The 18,991-nt window shown below is 36.6% G+C and carries 18 protein-coding genes; 12 read left to right on the forward strand and 6 right to left on the reverse strand.

The features are described from left to right. From ccoO to ttcA, 10 genes are all read left to right on the forward strand, one after another. Positions 1 to 645 (forward strand): cytochrome-c oxidase, cbb3-type subunit II, encoded by a 645-nt coding sequence (gene ccoO / locus EPA86_RS07915; protein ID WP_140602896.1) that lies wholly within the window; start codon positions 1 to 3, stop codon positions 643 to 645. Between the two features lie 9 nt (positions 646 to 654). After that, complete coding sequence (locus EPA86_RS07920) at positions 655 to 852, forward strand: cbb3-type cytochrome oxidase subunit 3 (protein WP_140602897.1); 198 nt, start codon at positions 655 to 657, stop codon at positions 850 to 852. Further along, the gene (ccoP, locus tag EPA86_RS07925; protein ID WP_140602898.1) at positions 845 to 1,816 is read left to right on the forward strand and encodes a cytochrome-c oxidase, cbb3-type subunit III; all 972 of its coding nucleotides are present in this window, start codon (positions 845 to 847) and stop codon (positions 1,814 to 1,816) included. The genes EPA86_RS07920 and ccoP overlap by 8 nt, the downstream gene beginning before the upstream one ends. Positions 1,817 to 1,967: 151 nt before the next feature. Continuing rightward, positions 1,968 to 2,462 (forward strand): FixH family protein, encoded by a 495-nt coding sequence (locus tag EPA86_RS07930; RefSeq protein ID WP_140602899.1) that lies wholly within the window; start codon positions 1,968 to 1,970, stop codon positions 2,460 to 2,462. 23 nt (positions 2,463 to 2,485) lie between these two features. Beyond that, positions 2,486 to 4,915, forward strand: a complete 2,430-nt coding sequence (locus EPA86_RS07935; RefSeq protein ID WP_140602900.1) for a heavy metal translocating P-type ATPase — start codon at positions 2,486 to 2,488, stop codon at positions 4,913 to 4,915. 3 nt (positions 4,916 to 4,918) lie between these two features. Then, positions 4,919 to 5,128 (forward strand): cbb3-type cytochrome oxidase assembly protein CcoS, encoded by a 210-nt coding sequence (ccoS, locus tag EPA86_RS07940; protein WP_140602901.1) that lies wholly within the window; start codon positions 4,919 to 4,921, stop codon positions 5,126 to 5,128. Positions 5,129 to 5,163: 35 nt separating this feature from the next. Then, a complete protein-coding gene (locus tag EPA86_RS07945) occupies positions 5,164 to 5,898 on the forward strand; it encodes a sulfite exporter TauE/SafE family protein (RefSeq protein WP_140602902.1) in 735 nt (244 codons plus the stop codon). Between the two features lie 53 nt (positions 5,899 to 5,951). Next, complete coding sequence (gene fnr / locus EPA86_RS07950; protein WP_140602903.1) at positions 5,952 to 6,671, forward strand: fumarate/nitrate reduction transcriptional regulator Fnr; 720 nt, start codon at positions 5,952 to 5,954, stop codon at positions 6,669 to 6,671. A gap of 171 nt (positions 6,672 to 6,842) precedes the next feature. Beyond that, positions 6,843 to 7,787, forward strand: coding sequence for a universal stress protein UspE (gene uspE, locus EPA86_RS07955; protein WP_140602904.1), 945 nt, complete (start codon positions 6,843 to 6,845; stop codon positions 7,785 to 7,787). Between the two features lie 123 nt (positions 7,788 to 7,910). Beyond that, complete coding sequence (ttcA, locus tag EPA86_RS07960; protein ID WP_140602905.1) at positions 7,911 to 8,846, forward strand: tRNA 2-thiocytidine(32) synthetase TtcA; 936 nt, start codon at positions 7,911 to 7,913, stop codon at positions 8,844 to 8,846. 43 nt (positions 8,847 to 8,889) lie between these two features. On the opposite strand, the gene EPA86_RS07965 is transcribed toward ttcA, so the two are convergent. From EPA86_RS07965 to EPA86_RS07985, 5 genes are all read right to left on the reverse strand, one after another. Further along, on the reverse strand, positions 8,890 to 9,771 hold the full coding sequence (locus tag EPA86_RS07965; protein ID WP_140602906.1) for a glucosaminidase domain-containing protein: 882 nt from the start codon (positions 9,769 to 9,771) through the stop codon (positions 8,890 to 8,892). A 27-nt stretch (positions 9,772 to 9,798) separates the two neighbouring features. Beyond that, positions 9,799 to 10,644 (reverse strand): YciC family protein, encoded by an 846-nt coding sequence (locus tag EPA86_RS07970; protein ID WP_140602907.1) that lies wholly within the window; start codon positions 10,642 to 10,644, stop codon positions 9,799 to 9,801. Positions 10,645 to 10,721: 77 nt separating this feature from the next. Next, a complete protein-coding gene (locus EPA86_RS07975) occupies positions 10,722 to 11,345 on the reverse strand; it encodes a LysE family translocator (RefSeq protein ID WP_246058308.1) in 624 nt (207 codons plus the stop codon). Between the two features lie 392 nt (positions 11,346 to 11,737). Next, a complete protein-coding gene (locus tag EPA86_RS07980; protein ID WP_140602909.1) occupies positions 11,738 to 12,298 on the reverse strand; it encodes a DUF1415 domain-containing protein in 561 nt (186 codons plus the stop codon). Between the two features lie 47 nt (positions 12,299 to 12,345). Further along, entirely contained in the window at positions 12,346 to 14,148 is a 1,803-nt protein-coding gene (locus EPA86_RS07985) for an ABCB family ABC transporter ATP-binding protein/permease (RefSeq protein ID WP_140602910.1), read from the reverse strand. Positions 14,149 to 14,252: 104 nt separating this feature from the next. Here EPA86_RS07985 and EPA86_RS07990 point away from each other — a divergent pair, with 104 nt between their 5' ends. Continuing rightward, complete coding sequence (locus tag EPA86_RS07990; protein WP_140602911.1) at positions 14,253 to 15,467, forward strand: cation:proton antiporter; 1,215 nt, start codon at positions 14,253 to 14,255, stop codon at positions 15,465 to 15,467. Here EPA86_RS07990 and EPA86_RS07995 read toward each other — a convergent pair. Continuing rightward, positions 15,464 to 17,182 (reverse strand): alkaline phosphatase family protein, encoded by a 1,719-nt coding sequence (locus EPA86_RS07995; RefSeq protein WP_140602912.1) that lies wholly within the window; start codon positions 17,180 to 17,182, stop codon positions 15,464 to 15,466. The genes EPA86_RS07990 and EPA86_RS07995 overlap by 4 nt on opposite strands. 145 nt (positions 17,183 to 17,327) lie before the next feature. On the opposite strand from EPA86_RS07995, the gene EPA86_RS08000 reads away from it, so the two are divergent. Then, positions 17,328 to 18,869: an arylsulfatase gene (locus tag EPA86_RS08000; RefSeq protein WP_140602913.1), complete on the forward strand. Its 1,542-nt coding sequence runs from the start codon at positions 17,328 to 17,330 to the stop codon at positions 18,867 to 18,869. Positions 18,870 to 18,991 lie beyond the last annotated feature (122 nt).

The following is an 18,991-nucleotide window of genomic DNA, read 5'->3' on the forward strand; positions in this document are numbered from 1 at the left end:
ATGAAAAATTCACATGAAAAAGTTGAAAAACACGTTGGTTGGTTCTTCTTAGTAACAGTGCTTGCTATCAGTATTGGTGGTTTAGTTGAGATTACTCCGCTATTTTTCCAAAAAGAAACAACGGTACCTGTTGATAACTTAAAACCATATACTGCTTTACAAATGGAAGGTCGTGATATCTATATCCGTGAAGGCTGTAGTAATTGTCACAGTCAAATGATTCGTCCATTTAGAGCAGAAACTGAACGTTATGGCCACTACAGTGTTGCCGGTGAACATGTTTGGGAACATCCATTTTTATGGGGCTCAAAACGTACTGGTCCTGATTTGGCCCGTGTTGGTGGTCGTTACTCTGATGATTGGCATATCGCCCATTTAACAGATCCACGTTCAGTTGTTCCAGAATCAAATATGCCTGCTTATCGCTGGTTAAATGAGAATGTTTTAGACGGTGAGTTAACAGGTAAGAAACTAGAAACGTTCAACTGGTTAACACGTAACCGTTCTCATAAAGATGAGCAAGGTAATTCGATCCCTTTATATACGCAAGCTGAGATCGATGGCGCTAAAGACGCAGTAAAAGGCAAGACTGAAATGGAAGCACTAGTTGCTTACTTACAGTCACTTGGCCACGCGTTGAAATAAGCTAGCCTTATGGACTACGGAACACTCAGAGGGCTTTTTGCCCTACTAATATTGGCGTTATTTATCATCATAGTAATATGGTCATATTCGAAAAAACGTAAATCTTCATTTGATGAAGTTGCGAATTCTATTTTTGAAGACGATCAGCAAGATAAAAAACGCCATCTTGATAAAGATAGCAAACAGGAGACTAATAATAATGTCTAGCTTCTGGAATATTTGGGTTTGGGTTCTTACATTAGGAACGTTAGTTGGATGTTACATCCTTCTGCGCTGGTGTTTAAAGAACTTTGCAGGGGTCAAAGAAGGTGAGTCAATGGGCCATACCTTCGATGGCATCGAAGAATTGAATAATCCTCTACCTAAATGGTGGAGTACATTCTTCTTATTAACTATCATTTGGGCTTTTGTTTATATTGCCATGTATGGTTTAGGTAACTGGACTGGTCTTTTAGGCTGGAAAAGCTCTAACCAAGGTGTATTAAATATTGCTGAATCTAAAGCAAAAACAGCAAAGTATTTAGCAAAAGATTCAGGTGTGCTAGTACAGTACGACCGTGAAGTTGCTGCAGCTGATGCTAAATTTGGTCCTATCTTTGAAGCTTACGCTGCGCGTAGCATTGAAGATTTAGCGACTGATAGTGAAGCATTAAAAGTTGGCCAACGTTTGTTCATTCAAAACTGTGCACAATGTCACGGTAGTGATGCTCACGGTACAACTGGTTTCCCTAACCTAGCTGATAAAGACTGGTTATACGGTGGGACACCTGAAGCCATTAAAGAAAGTATCATGAATGGTCGTATAGCGGCAGGCATGATGGCTTGGGAAGGTGCTTTAGGTGGAGACCAAGGTGTTAAAGAAGTTGCTGCTTATGTTATTAGCCTAAGTGGACGCTCTGTTGACCCTGAACTTGCTAAAGCAGGCCAAGCTAAATTTGGTATGTGTGCAGCATGTCACGGTCCTGAAGGTCAAGGCAGCTTAGCATTAGGTTTACCTTTAGGTGCCCCTAACCTAACTGACAACATCTGGTTATACGGCGGTTCTCAACGTGCAATCGAAGAATCAATTCGTAATGGACGTGCTGGTGTAATGCCTCCATGGAAAGATATCCTTGGTGAAGAAAAAGTTCACGTCATTTCAGCTTATGTTTATAGTCTTTCTCAAGATTAGTTCATTAAGTTAAAATTATAAAAAACAAGCCCTTGTTACTAATTGTAACCAAGGGCTTTTTTAATGGCTATTTCCAAGCATTACACTAGCTCATGACTAATAAAAACCGTATAATGGCGGCACTTTATCTAGCAAACTCATTAGTTAAAATATGAAATCATCTTGGTATAAAGAGCCTTGGGCTTGGTTAGTCTTTATTCTTCCTTTTACTGCTGTAGTGGCAGGTATTGCAACCTATATTATTGCAAACCATGAACCTGACTCATTAGTGGTTGGGGACTACTATAAAAAAGGTAAATCTATTAATTTAGAGGTTTCAAAAGTAAAACAAGCACAAAAGCTTGGTATGCGCTTTGCTCTGCAATTCAAAAACAATGAACTTGTGATAAAACCAACAGGCATTGAAAAAATATTCCCACTGTTAAATGTGAACTTCTTTCACCCTACCCAAGAAGGAAAAGATTTTTACTTAGCGTTAACGCCCGATGGTAATGGATATTTTAGACATCATTTCGAAGAAAATATTGACGGAAAATGGAAAGTCACACTGACCCCTTTTGAAAATCATTGGAAAATACATAATACCATCAGCTTACCTCAGCATGATTTTATTGACCTAATACCAGATCCAACTAAAGCACAATAAACTATTAACGCTAATTTATAATCATGAACACAAGTTGCTTTCACTGTGCTGAGCCTATTCCAAAAGGAATATCGCTGTTTGTCACTATTAATAATAATGATCAACCAATGTGTTGTATTGGTTGCCAAGCCGTAGCGCAAACCATAGTTGATAATAACCTCACACAGTATTACCAAGTACGAACTGAGCCTGCGCATAAAGGGCAAGAGCTAATTCCTGAGCAATTAGAGAAAAATAAATTGCTTGATGAGGAAGTTCTTCAAAATGAGTTCATTTATCAAGCTAAAAATCATAAAGAAGCTATTTTAACGATTGACGGAATTAGTTGTGCTGCCTGTGCGTGGCTAATTGAGATGCAAATATCAAAAGTTGCTGGTGTTTTAGATATCAATGTTAACGCAACAACGCAACGTGCCACCATAAAATGGCAAGATGAAACAGTTCAACTCAGTGAAATTTTAACCGCTATTGAACACATTGGCTATCAAGCCCTGCCTTTCAAGGCTAATGAAGCTGAGATAAGAAATAAAAAACACAGTAAAACGTTTATAAAACGCCTTGGTATCAGCGGCATTTTGATGATGCAAGTAATGATGATTGCCATTGGTTTATACTTTGGGGCTTTTGCTGATATGGCTGAGCATAACAAAGTGTATTTACGCTGGATAAGCTTTATTCTGACTATACCCATTGTCACATATGGCGCTTTCCCATTTTATACGGGGGCAATCAACGCGCTAAAAGTAAAGCGGCTATCAATGGATGTTCCTGTTTCTTTAGCCATAGTTTTGGCCTTTTCTGCTAGCGCATGGGCTACAATTTCACAACAAGGTGAAGTGTACTTTGAATCTGTTTCAATGTTTACTTTCTTACTGCTCATTGGGAAGTTTCTTGAATTTAGGGCTCGTTCACGTGCCGCGCAAGTTTCAGCCAATTTATTAAAGTTGATGCCAATGACGGCGACTAAACTTACGATAGCTGAATCAGATACATCATCAAGTACGCAACAAGAAGAGTTAATTGCAGCAAAGCAACTTGTTATGGATGATCTTGTTCTGGTTAAACCCGGTGAAATTGTCCCAGCAGACGGTTATATAATTGAAGGAAAGAGTCAGTTAAATGAAGCAATGCTTTCTGGTGAGCAACTACCAGTTAATAAAACTGTTGATGATAAAGTGTTTGCAGGCACAATAAATGGTGATAGCAATCTCATTATCAAAGTAAGTCAAATCAGTAGCCAATCTTTTCTTTCACAGCTAATACGATTGAGTGAACACTCTCAAGCCCACAAACCCAAGCTGGCAAAATTCTCAGATAAAGTCGCGCAATATTTTGTAGCCATTATATTATGCACCGCGATTGCGACGGCTATTTATTGGCATCAACACCTACCAGAAGAAGCTTTTTGGATAACGCTATCGGTGCTCGTTGCGACCTGCCCATGTGCCCTATCACTGGCAACACCAACTGCCCTTACCTGTGCAACAACAAGACTAAATAAAAGCGGTATTATGATTAAGTCTGCACATGTTATGGAAACCATGCCGCAAATAAATAGTTTTGCCTTTGATAAGACAGGTACTATCACAGATGGTGAGTTTTCTATTGATAAGGTTCATGTTATTAACTGTGAAGATGAACTTGATGCTTTAGCTATCGCAGCGGCCCTTGAAGCACACTCTGAACACCCTTTAGCAAAACCTTTTAATCAATATCGAGACCACCAATATCAAGTCAGTAATATTGATGTTCATTCAGGTAAAGGTGTAAGTGGCACTGTTAATGGTCAACATTATAAAATTGGCAAAGCGAGTTGGTTATTATCAAGTGAAGAATTGATCAAATATCAAAGCAGCACTTGTGTGTTACTTAGAGTTGAAGAAGATAGTCAAAAAAGTGAAGTCATTGCCAGTTTTGTTCTGATAGATAAAATAAGAGACGATGCAATTCCACTCATAACCTCCTTAAACGAGCATGCTAATACCTTATTACTGTCAGGAGATAGTCAATTAGCCTGCGACAAACTAACTAAATCAGCTCCCATTAAGGTGGCTAAAGGTGGTTTAAGCGCTCAAGAAAAAATGCAAATAATCCAAGCAGAACAACAATCTCAATTTCAAGTTGCAATGACTGGCGATGGCGTTAATGATTCACCTGTTTTTGGCGCTGCTCATGTTTCAATAGCAATGGGCTGTGGTGCAGATATTGCCAAAAGTGGCGCAGATGTTATTTTACTTAATAACCGTTTATCTAGTATTAGCACATTAATTCATGTCGCTAAAAAAACACGTAAGATTATTTTTCAAAATTATTTATGGGCCTTTGGCTATAACGCTATTGTTTTACCATTAGCTGTTGCAGGTTTTATTACTCCTTACATGGCAGTAATAGGCATGTCAGCCAGTTCTATCTTAGTTATCACTAATTCACTGCGTTTATTAAAGAGTAATTAGCTTATGAGTATAATATATTTACTAATTCCCATCGCAATATTACTGACAGCGCTAGGTATTTACTTATTCTTTTGGGCTGTTAAGTCAGAGCAGTTCGATGACCTTGAAAAGCAAGGAATGAGTATATTATTTGATGATGAAAAACCAACATCAGAAAACAGCGACAAGCCTAACTCAGATGCCTCTGATGATAACAATAAGCTAGAGCAATAACCTTTGATTAATCATTGCCAGGAAACGAATATCTCATGACAATGGATTTGCTTTCAGCGTTCTTAGTTGGGCTATTAGGCTCTGGTCATTGCCTGAGCATGTGTGGCGGGATCACCACTATGCTCACTTCAGCTATAAAGCCAAATAAAGTATCCGTAGGTGATATCAACGTTACCCTGCAAACTATAGAAGAACCCACACCAATATATTCATCCTCCTCAAGGGTTAACTTAGTGTTTTTATATAACCTAGGGAGAATCATTTCTTATAGCACTATAGGTGCAATTGTTGGATTTACAGGTTCAATAGCGGCTAAAAATATTGGTTTGCCTATTGCGGGATTAAGGATTTTTGCTGCGATATTTATGATCTTACTTGGGTTATATATAGGGCAATGGCTAATGTGGTTAACTCATATTGAAAAACTTGGGACAATTATTTGGAAAAGAATTTCACCTTTAAGCCGTAAGATACTACCCGTTAACTCTCCTGCGAAAGCGTTAGGTTTAGGTGCTTTATGGGGTTGGTTACCTTGTGGTTTGGTTTATTCTTGTTTAACTTGGGCCATGGCGAGTGGCGATTTATATAGTGGCGCAAGTATAATGTTATTCTTTGGACTTGGCACACTTCCAGCACTTTTAACATTGTCTTTAAGCTTAGAAAAAGTTAAAGCGTTAATAACTATGCCAACTTTTAGACAAACCTCGTCAATACTACTTATAACCTACGGGATATATAGTTTTTTTGTTGCATATCAACTAATGTTCTAATAACATGAACCTAATCTAGTTTTTTATTAAATATTTGTGAGTAAATAGTAGTCATGCCTAATAAAAGTTGCGCAAGCCAACAGCATATTAAATGTCAAAATTGTAGTATTAGTGAGCTATGTTTACCTTTTTCACTTAATGAACAAGAACTAAATACTCTAGACGACATCATTGATCGCAAACGCCCTATCCATAAAGGCGATAAAATTTTCCATGATGGACAAGAGTTAAATTCATTATTTGCGATACGTTCAGGTACATTTAAAACATTCACTGTGAATGAACAAGGTGAAGAACAAATTACAGGCTTTCATTTAGCCGGTGATCTGTTAGGTTTTGATGCTATAGCCAATAATGCGCATCCAAGCTTTGCACAAGCCCTAGAGACATCTATGGTCTGTGAAATTCCATACAACAATTTAGATACTCTCTCTAATAATATGCCAAAGCTTAAAAAACAAGTTTTGCGTTTAATGAGTAATGAAATAAAAACTGATCAAGAGATGTTGACTTTACTTAACAGAAAGAATGCTGAACAGCGTGTTGCTACTTTCTTAGTAAGTTTAAGTGATCGCTATCATGCACGCGGTCTTTCTGCGACAGAATACCGTTTAACAATGACTCGTAGTGATATTGGTAACTATATTGGTTTAACTGTAGAAACGATTAGTCGTTTATTGAATCGATTCCATAAAAACGGTTTAATCAAAGTAGACGGTAAATTAATCACTATTTTAGACCTTGATGATCTTATTGATGTAGCTGCTTTATAAGTCTACAGCAAGAATACAGTAAGCCCAGTAAAAGCATAGTTTTTACTGGGCTTTTTTCATTTTACAAACCCTATAGTTAATTGATACAAAACAAGCATTTATTCTAGTAATTTGCTATAAAGTATCTATAGTAAATGTAAACTATAGATTCTTACCATTAAGAGGTTTGTCATGGATATGTATAAAAAAATACTGGTTGTTGTAGATCCTACCCGGAACGAACAAAAAGCGCTCAAAAGGGCAATAGAGCTAGCAACAAGACTAACCGAATCAGCAGGAGAAGCTGTTAATATCACCGCTTTTTTTAGTATTTTCGATTTCTCTTATGAAATGACTACCATTTTATCAAGTAGTGAACGTGATGCGATGCGTCAAATGGTCATTAAAGATAAACAACAATGGCTTGATGATAAAGTTAAAGAGCTCGCTCCTTCTTTAGATATTCAAAGTGAGGTGGTATGGCATAACCGTCCATTTGAAGCCATCATAAATCAAGTTATAGAGCATGATTATGACATTGTTATCAAAGGCACACATCAGCATGATAAATTTAAATCTGTTGTGTTTACCCCTACAGATTGGCATTTGTTAAGAAAGTGTCCAACCCCAGTTTTACTTGTTAAAGAGCATGAATGGCCAAAAGATGGCAATATCTTAGCTGCTATTAACGTAGGGAGTGATGAAGAAGAGCACTTATCACTTAATAACAAAATTACCGAACAAGCCAGTAAATTAGCTGATTTAATTGATGCTAATGTTCATTTAGTCAACTCTTATCCTGGTACACCTGTTAATATTTCCATTGAAATACCAGAGTTTGACTCTACTGAATATAATAATGCAATGCTTAAACACCACCAAGATTCAATGAAAGAGCATGCGAATAAGTTTAATGTAGACCCCAGCAATACTTTTGTTGAAGAAGGCTTACCTGAAACGGTAATTGAGCAAGTTGCTCAAAAAATTGATGCTGAATTATTGATTTTAGGGACTATAGGACGAACTGGCATTTCTGCTGCTTTAATCGGCAATACTGCAGAACATGTGATCGATCATCTAAACTGTGATGTGCTTGCTTTAAAACCTGATGGTTATATCTCTCCTTTAGCAGAGTAAAGTCCAATTACACTACACCTTAAAGCCAAGCACATACTGCTTGGCTTTTCTTTATAGACAACCTTTTAACTTCCTTGCATTAATGAGTATAATGCGCCCATTGATAACAGCTACCGTAATTTTATGAGCAACTCTTCACTAACTGATACCCAAAAAACACAATTATCTAAACTTGAAAAACGCCTGAGAAGATATGTTGGTCAAGCTATCGCTGAATACAATATGATTGAAGATGGTGATAAAGTTATGGTGTGTTTATCTGGTGGTAAAGACAGTTATGCCCTACTGAGCATATTAATGTTACTTAAAGAATCAGCTCCAATTCACTTTGAGCTTGTTGCGGTCAATTTAGATCAAAAACAACCTGGTTTTCCTGAACATATTTTACCTAATTATTTACAAGAGCTAGGTGTTGAATACCATATTATTGAAGAAGATACGTATGCTATTGTTAAAGACAAAATCCCCGAGGGTAAAACCACTTGTAGCTTATGCTCAAGACTTCGTCGTGCAGTTTTATACAAAACAGCAAAAAATCTTGGCGCGACTAAAATCGCTTTAGGTCACCATAGAGATGACATGATTGAAACGCTCATGTTGAACATGTTCTATGGCGGTAAGATGAAATCAATGCCGGCTAAGCTTGTTTCTGATAACTCAGAGCACGTTGTTATCAGGCCATTGGCATTTTGTAAGGAAAGCGAACTTATTCAATATGGTGAATTGAAACAATTCCCTATAATCCCATGCAATTTATGTGGCTCTCAACCTAATCTGCAACGTCAAAATATTAAACGCATGTTAAATGACTGGAATGAACAATTTCCTGGGCGAATAGAGTCTATGTTTACGGCAATGCGAAACGTTGTTCCTTCTCATTTATGTGACAGCCAATTATTTAATTTCAAAGAGATCAATAGTGACTCTGGAGTAGTTAATGGTGGAGATATTGCGTTTGACCAAGAAAACTTCACTGATAACTCACAAATAAGTGAAGATAGTGAAGCAAAGAAACACAAGTTCGTTGACGGCTTGGTTGATATAATCGAAGTTAAATAATTTATTTGGTGAGTTAACTTAAAAACAGCTAACGGTTAACTCACTAATCACCTGTATTCACTGTTGCTGTTTCAACTGTAAAATATCGTTGGTTATGTCTTAACATATCAGTTATGTCTAAGACATAGTGAGCGCCACGCTCTGAATAAGGGAGTAAACCTGTCGCTAAAATTTCAGCATCTAGTGGTTGATTATGCTCGCGCAATTGAGAGCGAATACTTCTAAACACTCTATAAGCATTATGAGTGTTAATATTTCTGAAATAACCATTTACTGCATCATCAACACTTTGAAAAGCAGCAACTTCATGCTTAGCGCCTTCATTTCGGCCATTAGGTACCATGCCACATTTTGGTTTATAGCACCAAATCCCAAAGAAATTTAAGCCAATTCTGGCGAAGCGAGAGGTTCCCCAAGCTGACTCGTTAGCCGCTTGAACAAGTACCAACGACTCAGGAATAATATCTATTTTAACTAATAATTCATCAAGCTTTTGTAGCGTGGAGCTTTGCTTGCTCACTCGATATTGCTTAGCTAACAACGCTAATTCAATTTGCTCAGAATCTGTTAAGCCAAGCTCTAAGGATGTTTGCTCCATCCAGTACTCTAATTTAGCACGTGTAATCAAGAGTTCTTGATTGTGTTTTATAATGGTAGGACGTAAAAAATCAAAAAAACGTTGCTTTTTCGTTGGTATATCATAAATTTTAGCGAAATCAGGTAAAGCCACTGAATGTAATGGTTTTTCAGGCTTCTTCACAACTTTTACAGGTTTAGTTTCGCTACTTTCCTGCTGTGACTTATTTGTTACTTCTTTATCGGATGTAATGATTGGTTTGGGCTTTAAAAAAGTAAAAGGTGCTAGTAGTGCAACAATAAAGCCGAACAGCAATAAACTTGTCGTTATACGATTAATTACTCTCATATTAATTCCTTGAAAACAAAAGACACATTAGGCTGAGAATGTATCGTCTGGTCCGTCTTTATTTATAGAGGCATTATTATCGCTATTTTCTTCTTCCTGTCCATTCGATGCTTCAATTGGTTTATTTGTTGCTATTTGAACCCCAAAGATTTCACGGTACAAAATACCTTTAACATTATAGTAAAGCGGTGCTAAATAGGTCATACCAAAGATAAATAGTATAATAGATATCGGTGCTATTTCAGTATCTACCAACATAACTATCGGAAATATCAAACCTAATAAACATATTACTAATAACATATATATTGAAGTTAGCTGCCACCATTTAAAACGAAGTGCTTTGACAGATAACACAATAGCTTTCATTGGTGTCATTTGCTTTTCTACCACTAAAGGAATGGTCAATGACAATACTACGGCTAAAAATATCCCTGGAAAAATGAATAATTGAAAGCCGATACTAATTAACGATGACGTCAGTAATGCACATATAGCAACCCAGCTACCTCTTTTCAAAAAAGAGAACACTAAACTAACATGGGTTTTCATACCTACTGCATGGAACACACCCATCATTTCTACACCCGCTAAAAATGGCCAAATAATAACGGTAACAAGAATATTAAGAATCATACCAGCTTGAGGGTCTTGTATGACAGCTTCCATGCCTCCAAGATAATCACTAGCAATATATGACACTAGCATCCCTAAAAAAATAGCAAAAGCCAGTCCAAGCATAATAGAAACTCGTGCTTTTAAAGTGTATTGCCATGCTTCGCTAAAAATCGCCTTGGTATCTAACTGATAATCGCCCTGCTCCGCACGCTCGACACTTCCACCAATTTGAATTACTGATATTTTATCTGACAAACTTCTACCTATATTAATAACAACGATGCTAACGGCATTATACCGTAATTAAAAAAATAAAACCTAGTTCGAAAAAGCTAAGTGCTTAAGTTATTCCATACCAACTGTATAGCGAGTAATAATAAAACGCCCCCCATTATTCGATCAACCCAGTAGCCTTTTACATGCAATAAACTGCGAACTTTAGGCAAGGTGAGTAAGTACGATAAAGCAATAAACCAAACCCCTGTCGCTGCGACTAAATAAGAACCATAAATCAATTTAATGTTTAATGCAGTGTCAGGAGAAATTACCACGGAAAATAAACTAACAAAAAATAATGTCGCTTTTACATTTAAGCCATTTATTAAAAAGCCGGTTATAAAAGCTTTTCTATTTGAGGGGAAGTCTGCTTCAGTTATATCAGAATTTTGTGAAGATATTTCTTCATCTTTTGGGGGCTTTGCACGTAATCCATGCCATGCAATATAACAAAAATAACTTGCTGCTAAGTAAGTTAATAACGTCAATAAGCGTTGATCACTGGCGATTAATAACCCAATACCAACTAAAGAATAAGTAACATGTAAAATTATACCCGTAGCAATGCCTAAGCTACTATAAATAGCGATAGTTCGGTTATAACGAATACTTTGTTTAAATATCAGTGCAAAATCAGGGCCTGGGCTGGCAACAGCAAGGAAATGTACAACAGCTATCATAGCAAACTGCTCTATAAAGCTCATAAATCAAATGTTCCGCCAAAATTTAAGGACAGACATTCTACCTTATATGTTTTTATGCAATCAAACCTTTATAGTGTTTTGCTTATGTAGACCTAATGAAGGGCTTTAGCCTTAGATAAAATGCTTCGATAAAAAAGCCACAAATCATCAAAACATGAAAAGTAGTACTTTTTTCCTTGGTAACAGCTAATGATTATTGAAACATTGTTAGGCTTTATTAATGCAACATCACTCATAACAAAATCCCCTACACTTGAACAATTTATTGTTCAAGTGTACAAAATCAAGAGATATTATAGTGTTATCAAGCTGTAATCTTAGGTGTGAATTTGTATAAATTGATTTTCACAAATAACCGTGTATTGAATTTAAGTTGAATGTTTAATATGGATATTCTCAAGTAACTGCTTAAAATAGTCACTACCTTTTGCTTGTGCAACATTCACATTAGTTTCGGGTATTTTTTCCGGCTCTTTATAGTGTGAAAGAACTTTTGCCATGCTATCTTCACGAATAATATGTATCAAAGGAAATGGTGAACGATTGGTGAAGTTACTCGCATCATCATAATCTTCATCGGCGAAACAATATTCTGGATGCATACTGGCAAGTTGAAAAATCCCCTCAAAACCTTCGTCAATTAATAGTTCATTGGCTTGATCTACTAAATCTAAATAATTATCAAAAGAACGAAAGCTATCTTGGTATATCACCAATGTTGTTTCAATTTCACTATGTTGCTTAAGGTATTGAAACTGTGATAACAATTCGACTAAAGCCGCTTTGGTTTTACCTTTAGATGACACATGATAAAAAATAGTTTCTTGGACAAATTCTTTTTTTGCAAACGGGCAAAAATTTAAACCTATAATCACTTGTTCTAACCAATCTTTAGTTGCATTGATTACAGACTTTTCTATTGAAGACATTATTTAACTCGTTATTGCTTATATAGAACTTAATGAATAAAAAATGTTTAATCATCAAGGGATGTTTGTTGTAATTGCCACATATTAGCATAAGTACCTTGTTGAGCTAATAATTGCTGATGAGAGCCCTGCTCAATGATTTCACCCTGCTTCATGACTAAAATGTTATCCGCATCAATCACCGTAGATAACCTATGTGCTATTACAACACTGGTGCGATTTTTAGAAACATCATTTATTGCCGTTAATATAGCTTGCTCAGATTGACTATCTAATGACGACGTTGCCTCATCAAAGATTAAAATAGCAGGGTCTTTTAAAATCGTACGAGCAATAGCAACTCGCTGCTTTTCGCCGCCTGAGAGCTTCAACCCACGTTCTCCAACAATAGTATTTACGCCATCAGGCAAGCTTTCAATGAATTCAGTAAGGTGTGCCATCTCAATTGCTTTATAGATTTCTTGCTCTGTTGCATCTGGCCTACCATATTGAATATTGGCAAAAAGAGTATCATTAAACAGCACGGTATCTTGAGGCACAATGCCGATATTTTTGCGTAAAGAATGCTGACTTACTTTAGTGATATCTTGACCATCAACAGAAACTGTTCCTGACTTAACATCATAAAACCGGAAAAGCAGTTTCACTAATGTTGATTTACCTGAACCACTTTGTCCTACTATCGCAACTTTTTCTCCTGAATTAACTGTAAAAGAGAGACCTTTTATGATTTGTCTTTTTTCTTGATAATTAAAGGTAATATCACTTACTTCGATAACTGCTTTATCTACTTTCAACGCTTTTGCATCTGGGCAATCAGCTACTTTTGCTTTTCTAGCAAGCAGCGAAAACATATTTTCGATATTAGCAAGTGAACCTTTTATTTCTCGATAGACAAAACCTAAAAAGTTTAGCGGCATAAAGAGTTGCATCATGAATGCATTAATTAACACAAAATCACCTAAGGTCATTACGCCATAACTCACTTCATAAGCGGCTAATGCCAACATTAACGTCATGGCTATAGCAATAATAAAGGCTTGGCCACCATTTAATGCAAACAATGATAACCTGTTCTTTATCTTTGCTTGTTCCCATGATTCAAGCTGTTTGTCATAGGCTTTAGCTTCATACTCTTCATTGGTAAAGTACTTAACCGTCTCATAATTTAACAAACTATCAATAGCTCGAGTATTACTTGACGAGTCAGCTTGATTTGCGGCTCTAACATAGCGGGTTCGACGCTCAGTAGCATAGACTGAATAGGCTATATAGGCGCCTATTGAAAGTAATGTAATCACCGCAAACTTAAAACCATAGTTAACAAACAAAATGCTAACAACCATTATAATCTCAAGTAAAGTTGGGATGATATTAAAGACCATAAAACGCATTAAAAAACTAATGCCTGATGTCCCCCTATCTATGTCTCTAGATAGCCCCCCCGTTTGTCGATTCAAATGAAAATCTAAATCAAGATGGTGTAAGTGGCGAAACACATTCAAGCTGATACGACGAATTGCTCTCTCTGTTACCCTACCGAATAAGGTATCTCTAACTTCAGCGAAAATAACAATAGATAATCTGACTAAACCATAGGCTGCCACTAAACCAAAAGGCACAATAACCAAATCACTTAACTGCTCATTAGTTGAGTTTTGCGCATCTAAGGTATCAACAATATCCTTAAGAATAAAAGGTAAATAAACACTGGCAATCTTTGTTAGCACTAAACACAGCATGGCAAAGAAAATTCGTTGTTTAAATTCAAATAAGTAAGGGAGAATTAACTTAAAAGCTTGCCAGTTAATTGTGGTAACTTCATGGTCAGGGTAACTAGAGCGTCGCATAGATTGCTAATTTTAATCAGGTAAATAGGTGTAATATTACCTTAATATCTGAGACAATATTTACAAATATGCAAAATATATTGTGTTTTTTCAAGGAATGAACCATGCATGATCACCAAGCGATTATTTTAACCGCGTTACTCATTCTAATTTTTGGCCTGTTTTCAAAGCTTGCTGACAACTCCCCAATTACAGGACCAATGTTTTTCGCAACTATTGGTTTGTTATGCAGCCCTTTAGGTTTTAATGTTATATCTGTCGAACAAGATTCAGCATCTATAAAACTAATCGCTGAACTCACCTTGATTATTATTTTGTTTGTTGATGCTTCATTTATTGAATTAAAACACCTTAAAGCACGCTTACAAGGCCTACCTGCAAGATTGCTAATACTTGGTTTACCCATGACTATGCTTTTAGGTTCAATGTTAGCTTTATTAATTTTACCTGAGTACAGTATTTGGTCTGTAGTATTATTAGCACTGATTTTATCACCGACCGATGCAGCACTAGGTCAAGCTGTAGTAAAAAGCGAATCTGTCCCTGTAAAAGTCCGTGAGTCGATAAGTACTGAAAGTGGTTTAAATGATGGCATTTCTTTACCTCCCATTTTTATATGTTTAGCTGTTATTGCTAGTGGTACAGGCCATATTTCCTCTGAAGATCACTGGTTAAAGTTTGTTGCTTTGCAACTGTTATTAGGCCCTGCTATAGGTGCTTTAGTGGGAGTTATTGGCGGTAAATTAATAGATTACGCAAACGATAAAGCTTGGATGAACGACGTTTTTCAGCGTTTAACATGTTTGTCTATTGCTATTTTGGCTTATTCATTTGCAGAATCTGTAAGTGGAAATGGCTTTATCGCCGCATTCTGCTCAGGTCTATTTTTAAGTATAAAAAATGTCGGCGTTCGAGCGCGAATACAAGAGTTTGGTGAAACAGAAGGCCAATTGTTAACGTTATTCGTGTTCTTAATATTTGGCTTAGTATTTGTACCTACCTTTGCACCTTTTTGGGATGTCTCGGTGTTTATATATGCTCTGTTAAGTTTAACTGTAATACGTATACTACCTGTGTTTATTTGCCTTTGGGGCGCCGGTTTGGATAATTACAGTAAAATATTTATCGCGTGGTTTGGCCCAAGGGGGATAGCATCAATACTTTATTTGTTAATTGCGATTGACCAAATAGGCATTCAAGGGAATGAAAAAATCTTCTCTGTTATTGTTTTAACGGTATTAATGAGTGTATTTACTCACGGCATAACAGCCGTGAGCATGAGTAATAAGTTCAGTAAAAAAGAGCTAAAAAATACTTAGTTTTTAATAACCTCAGGTAATACATTACCATGAGCACCAGATGGTGGTTTAATCTTCAACAGTGCTGATAGCGTTGTTGCAATATCTAAAGTGCTGACCCTTTTATGAACAACTGCACTCTCCATTGCATACCCTGAGAAAATAATAGGGACGAAAGTGTCGTAACTCCATGGGGAACCATGTGTTGCTGCAACGGTTAGGCCTTCCATATCTGCAATAAAGCGATGCGGCTCAAATACAACGTACACATCACCAGAGCGTACTTGATTATGATTATTAGCAACTAATGAGTGAACATAGTCATTAGGTACATCATTGGCTTCAATATCTGCACTACTAATAGCGACAGCAACACCATCAAGTTTTTCAACTTCATGTGCAACTGCTTTTTGTACTTGAGATAATGAAAGCTTCCTACGTGAAATTAACTCTCTATCTAAATAAATATAAGGATGAAAATAGGTTTTAATGAGTTTTTTATCTAAACCAAATTGTTTTTTTAACGCCTGAAGTCCAGGTGAAACATCCCAGCTATCTGGTGAAACAGTTCGATTTTCCATACCAAGTTGAGATAAATACGCAGGAACCTCAGCGGCACCATGATCGGCAGATAAAACAATTAAGGTGTTTTTTAAGCCAACTTTTTTATCGATAACCTCTAATAAATTGGCTATCGTTTTATCTAATCTCAATAAGTTGTCTTCCGCTTCTAAACTCGAAGGACCAAAAATGTGCCCTACATAGTCCGTTGATGAAAAGCTTACCGACAAATAGTCAGTAATGTCATCCTGACCAAGTTTTTCATTAATTAGTATCGCTTTGGCAAAATCAGCCGTTAATTCATCACCTGCCGGACTTAGTGTTAAAAAGGTATTAAAATAACCATTTGTCATATCACCATATTGGTGAGGAAAAGTTCTGCCAAACCCTGCAAAGTTTGTTTCCCACGATTGATCATCATTGTTAGCAAACTGATAAGTGTTTTGCGGCTTGAGCAAACGCCAACTTTTTTGATGATAGGCTTTAGTAGGTTGAGCTTTATTGAAATCAGAAACCCATTGTGGATATTTATCATAGTAATATTGGCTAGTAACAAATTCACCCGACTTTTTTGAAAACCAGAACGCCTTACCAATATGACCAGCCATTGAAACTGCGCCTCTATCTTTCACAGACACGCCAAAAACCTTTGCTTCGCCATTACTCGCAATCGCTAATTCATCACTAAAAGTAGAGACTAAAATGTTACGTGGTGAACGACCAGATACTTTCGCTGCTTTTTGTGTCGGATCTATCTCTGTTTGCTTATTAACATCAGCATTTGCTGATAATAACGGAAACTGTTCATCTTCAATATTATAAACTAACCTGCCCTGCTTATTATCAAACCATACATTGCCAATCATGCCGTGTACTGCGGGAGTAGCACCTGTAGCTAACGAAGCATGACCCACAATAGTTTCAGTATTAGCATGAGAGTGATGAGCATTTTTAAAAACCACGCCTTGTTGATATAAATATCGAAAACCGCCTTCCCCCATTCGTGTTAAATAACGCTCAGGCAAATCCGCACGTAATTGATCTACGGTAATTTGCAGGACTAATTTAGGTGCTTTTATTTCTCCTGCGTTTGCTAACGAAGAAATCTGCAAGATAAACCAAGCAGAAATAACTAAAGTTAACTTAATTTCAAAATATTGAAATAAACTCGGCATAATAGTCCCTTATTGGTAAATACCCTTAAAAAGAGTAATGATTTTAGCTGGTTAATGATGTTAAAACTCGAAATTACTAGTAATTTTAATCAAAGTAGCCTAATAATATCATTAGTTATCATAACGGTTAAAATAAGGAAATCGAATGAGTATTCATAATAAATTTCGAAAGTTAGCGATTGGGGTCGGCTTATTAGCCATTTCAACTGCTTCAATTGCCGCAGAAAAACCTAATATTATGGTCTTTTGGGGTGATGATATAGGGATCACAAATATTAGCGCCTACAGTGATGGCATCATGGGTTATAAAACCCCTAACATCGACAGGATTGCTAATGAAGGTATTCGATTTACCGATTATTATGGTGATCAAAGTTGTACCGCTGGCCGTTCTACATTTTTAACAGGTCAATCAGGCCTTAGAACTGGCATGACAAAAGTGGGGTTACCTGGTGCTGCTGAAGGTATTCAAGATAGAGATATTACTATCGCTGAGTATCTTAAAACAAAAGGTTACACTACAGGACAATTTGGTAAAAATCACCTAGGTGACAAAGATGAACATTTACCTACTAATCATGGCTTCGATGAATTTTTTGGTAACTTGTATCACTTAAACGCAGAAGAAGAGCCAGAAGATGATGATTATCCAAAAGATCCTGCTTTTAGGAAGAAGTTTGGACCTCGTGGCGTTATCCATTCGTTTGCTGACGGTAAGATAACCGATACTGGCCCACTAACTCGTAAACGTATGGAAACCGCTGATGATGAGTTTATTGCTGCTGCACAAAAATTCGTATCAAAAGCTGTTAAAAATAAAAAACCATTTTTCGTTTGGATTAACACAGCAGGTATGCACTTTAGAACTCATATCAATCCAAAGCATAAAGGTTTATCAGGACAAGGTTTCTACAATGATGTAATGGTTGCTCATGATAACCATGTTGGCATGATGTTAGACCAATTAGATAAGTTGAAAATTACTGATAATACAATCGTAATGTACTCTACTGACAATGGTGTTCATTACAACACTTGGCCTGATGCGGGTATTACACCATTCCAAGGTGAGAAAAATAGCGAAAAAGAAGGTGCATACCGTGTACCTATGATGGTTCGCTGGCCTAGTAAAATTCCAGCTGGTCAAATCTCAAATGAAATAATGGCTCATCTTGACTGGTTACCAACATTTGCTGCTGCAACAGGCGATACCACTTTAAAAGCAGATTTATTAAAAGGCAAAAGAATTGGTAACAAAAATGCTAAGCTTCACTTAGATGGTTACAATATGTTGCCCCACTTAATGGGTAAAGAAGAAAAAAGTCCACGTAATATATATCACTATTTAAATGATGAAGGTTTCCCTGTTGCTATTCGTGTCGGTGATTGGAAAATGGTTTACGCTGAAAACCGAGGAAAAACCATGGCACTTTGGACAGAACCATTCACTATGTTGAGAATGCCTAAAATCCAAAACTTACGTCGTGACCCTTGGGGAAGAGCTGAAGAAAATTCAAACTCATACTATGATTGGATGATCGATAAAGCCCCTTATGTCTATTTAGGTCTTTCAGAAACAGCCAAGTTTTTACAAACATTTCAGGCTTATCCGCCATCGCAAAAAACAGGTTCATGGTCAGTTGAAGCTGTTTATAATACGTTCGTCAATAAAGCAGAAGGTAAATAGTGCCTTAGTTTAATTAAACTAAATCAATCTAAACCTTAAAATAATAAAAGCTCAACGACTACGTTGAGCTTTTTTAATCTCTAACATCAAAACTATTGTATTTTTAATTAATTTAATAAACA

Origin of the sequence: Litorilituus lipolyticus (assembly GCF_006439335.1) — a bacterium.
GTDB classification, from domain to species: Bacteria; Pseudomonadota; Gammaproteobacteria; order Enterobacterales; family Alteromonadaceae; genus Colwellia; species Colwellia lipolytica.

What these genes read in the sequence shown, in the direction of transcription:
- ccoO (WP_140602896.1), top strand. Translation starts at nt 1, where the DNA reads ATGAAAAATTCACATGAAAAAGTTGAAAAACACGTTGGTTGGTTCTTC.
- EPA86_RS07920 (WP_140602897.1), top strand. Translation starts at nt 655, where the DNA reads ATGGACTACGGAACACTCAGAGGGCTTTTTGCCCTACTAATATTGGCG.
- ccoP (WP_140602898.1), top strand. Translation starts at nt 845, where the DNA reads ATGTCTAGCTTCTGGAATATTTGGGTTTGGGTTCTTACATTAGGAACG.
- EPA86_RS07930 (WP_140602899.1), top strand. Translation starts at nt 1,968, where the DNA reads ATGAAATCATCTTGGTATAAAGAGCCTTGGGCTTGGTTAGTCTTTATT.
- EPA86_RS07935 (WP_140602900.1), top strand. Translation starts at nt 2,486, where the DNA reads ATGAACACAAGTTGCTTTCACTGTGCTGAGCCTATTCCAAAAGGAATA.
- ccoS (WP_140602901.1), top strand. Translation starts at nt 4,919, where the DNA reads ATGAGTATAATATATTTACTAATTCCCATCGCAATATTACTGACAGCG.
- EPA86_RS07945 (WP_140602902.1), top strand. Translation starts at nt 5,164, where the DNA reads ATGACAATGGATTTGCTTTCAGCGTTCTTAGTTGGGCTATTAGGCTCT.
- fnr (WP_140602903.1), top strand. Translation starts at nt 5,952, where the DNA reads ATGCCTAATAAAAGTTGCGCAAGCCAACAGCATATTAAATGTCAAAAT.
- uspE (WP_140602904.1), top strand. Translation starts at nt 6,843, where the DNA reads ATGGATATGTATAAAAAAATACTGGTTGTTGTAGATCCTACCCGGAAC.
- ttcA (WP_140602905.1), top strand. Translation starts at nt 7,911, where the DNA reads ATGAGCAACTCTTCACTAACTGATACCCAAAAAACACAATTATCTAAA.
- EPA86_RS07965 (WP_140602906.1), bottom strand. Translation starts at nt 9,771, where the DNA reads ATGAGAGTAATTAATCGTATAACGACAAGTTTATTGCTGTTCGGCTTT.
- EPA86_RS07975 (WP_246058308.1), bottom strand. Translation starts at nt 11,345, where the DNA reads ATGATAGCTGTTGTACATTTCCTTGCTGTTGCCAGCCCAGGCCCTGAT.
- EPA86_RS07980 (WP_140602909.1), bottom strand. Translation starts at nt 12,298, where the DNA reads ATGTCTTCAATAGAAAAGTCTGTAATCAATGCAACTAAAGATTGGTTA.
- EPA86_RS07985 (WP_140602910.1), bottom strand. Translation starts at nt 14,148, where the DNA reads ATGCGACGCTCTAGTTACCCTGACCATGAAGTTACCACAATTAACTGG.
- EPA86_RS07990 (WP_140602911.1), top strand. Translation starts at nt 14,253, where the DNA reads ATGCATGATCACCAAGCGATTATTTTAACCGCGTTACTCATTCTAATT.
- EPA86_RS07995 (WP_140602912.1), bottom strand. Translation starts at nt 17,182, where the DNA reads ATGCCGAGTTTATTTCAATATTTTGAAATTAAGTTAACTTTAGTTATT.
- EPA86_RS08000 (WP_140602913.1), top strand. Translation starts at nt 17,328, where the DNA reads ATGAGTATTCATAATAAATTTCGAAAGTTAGCGATTGGGGTCGGCTTA.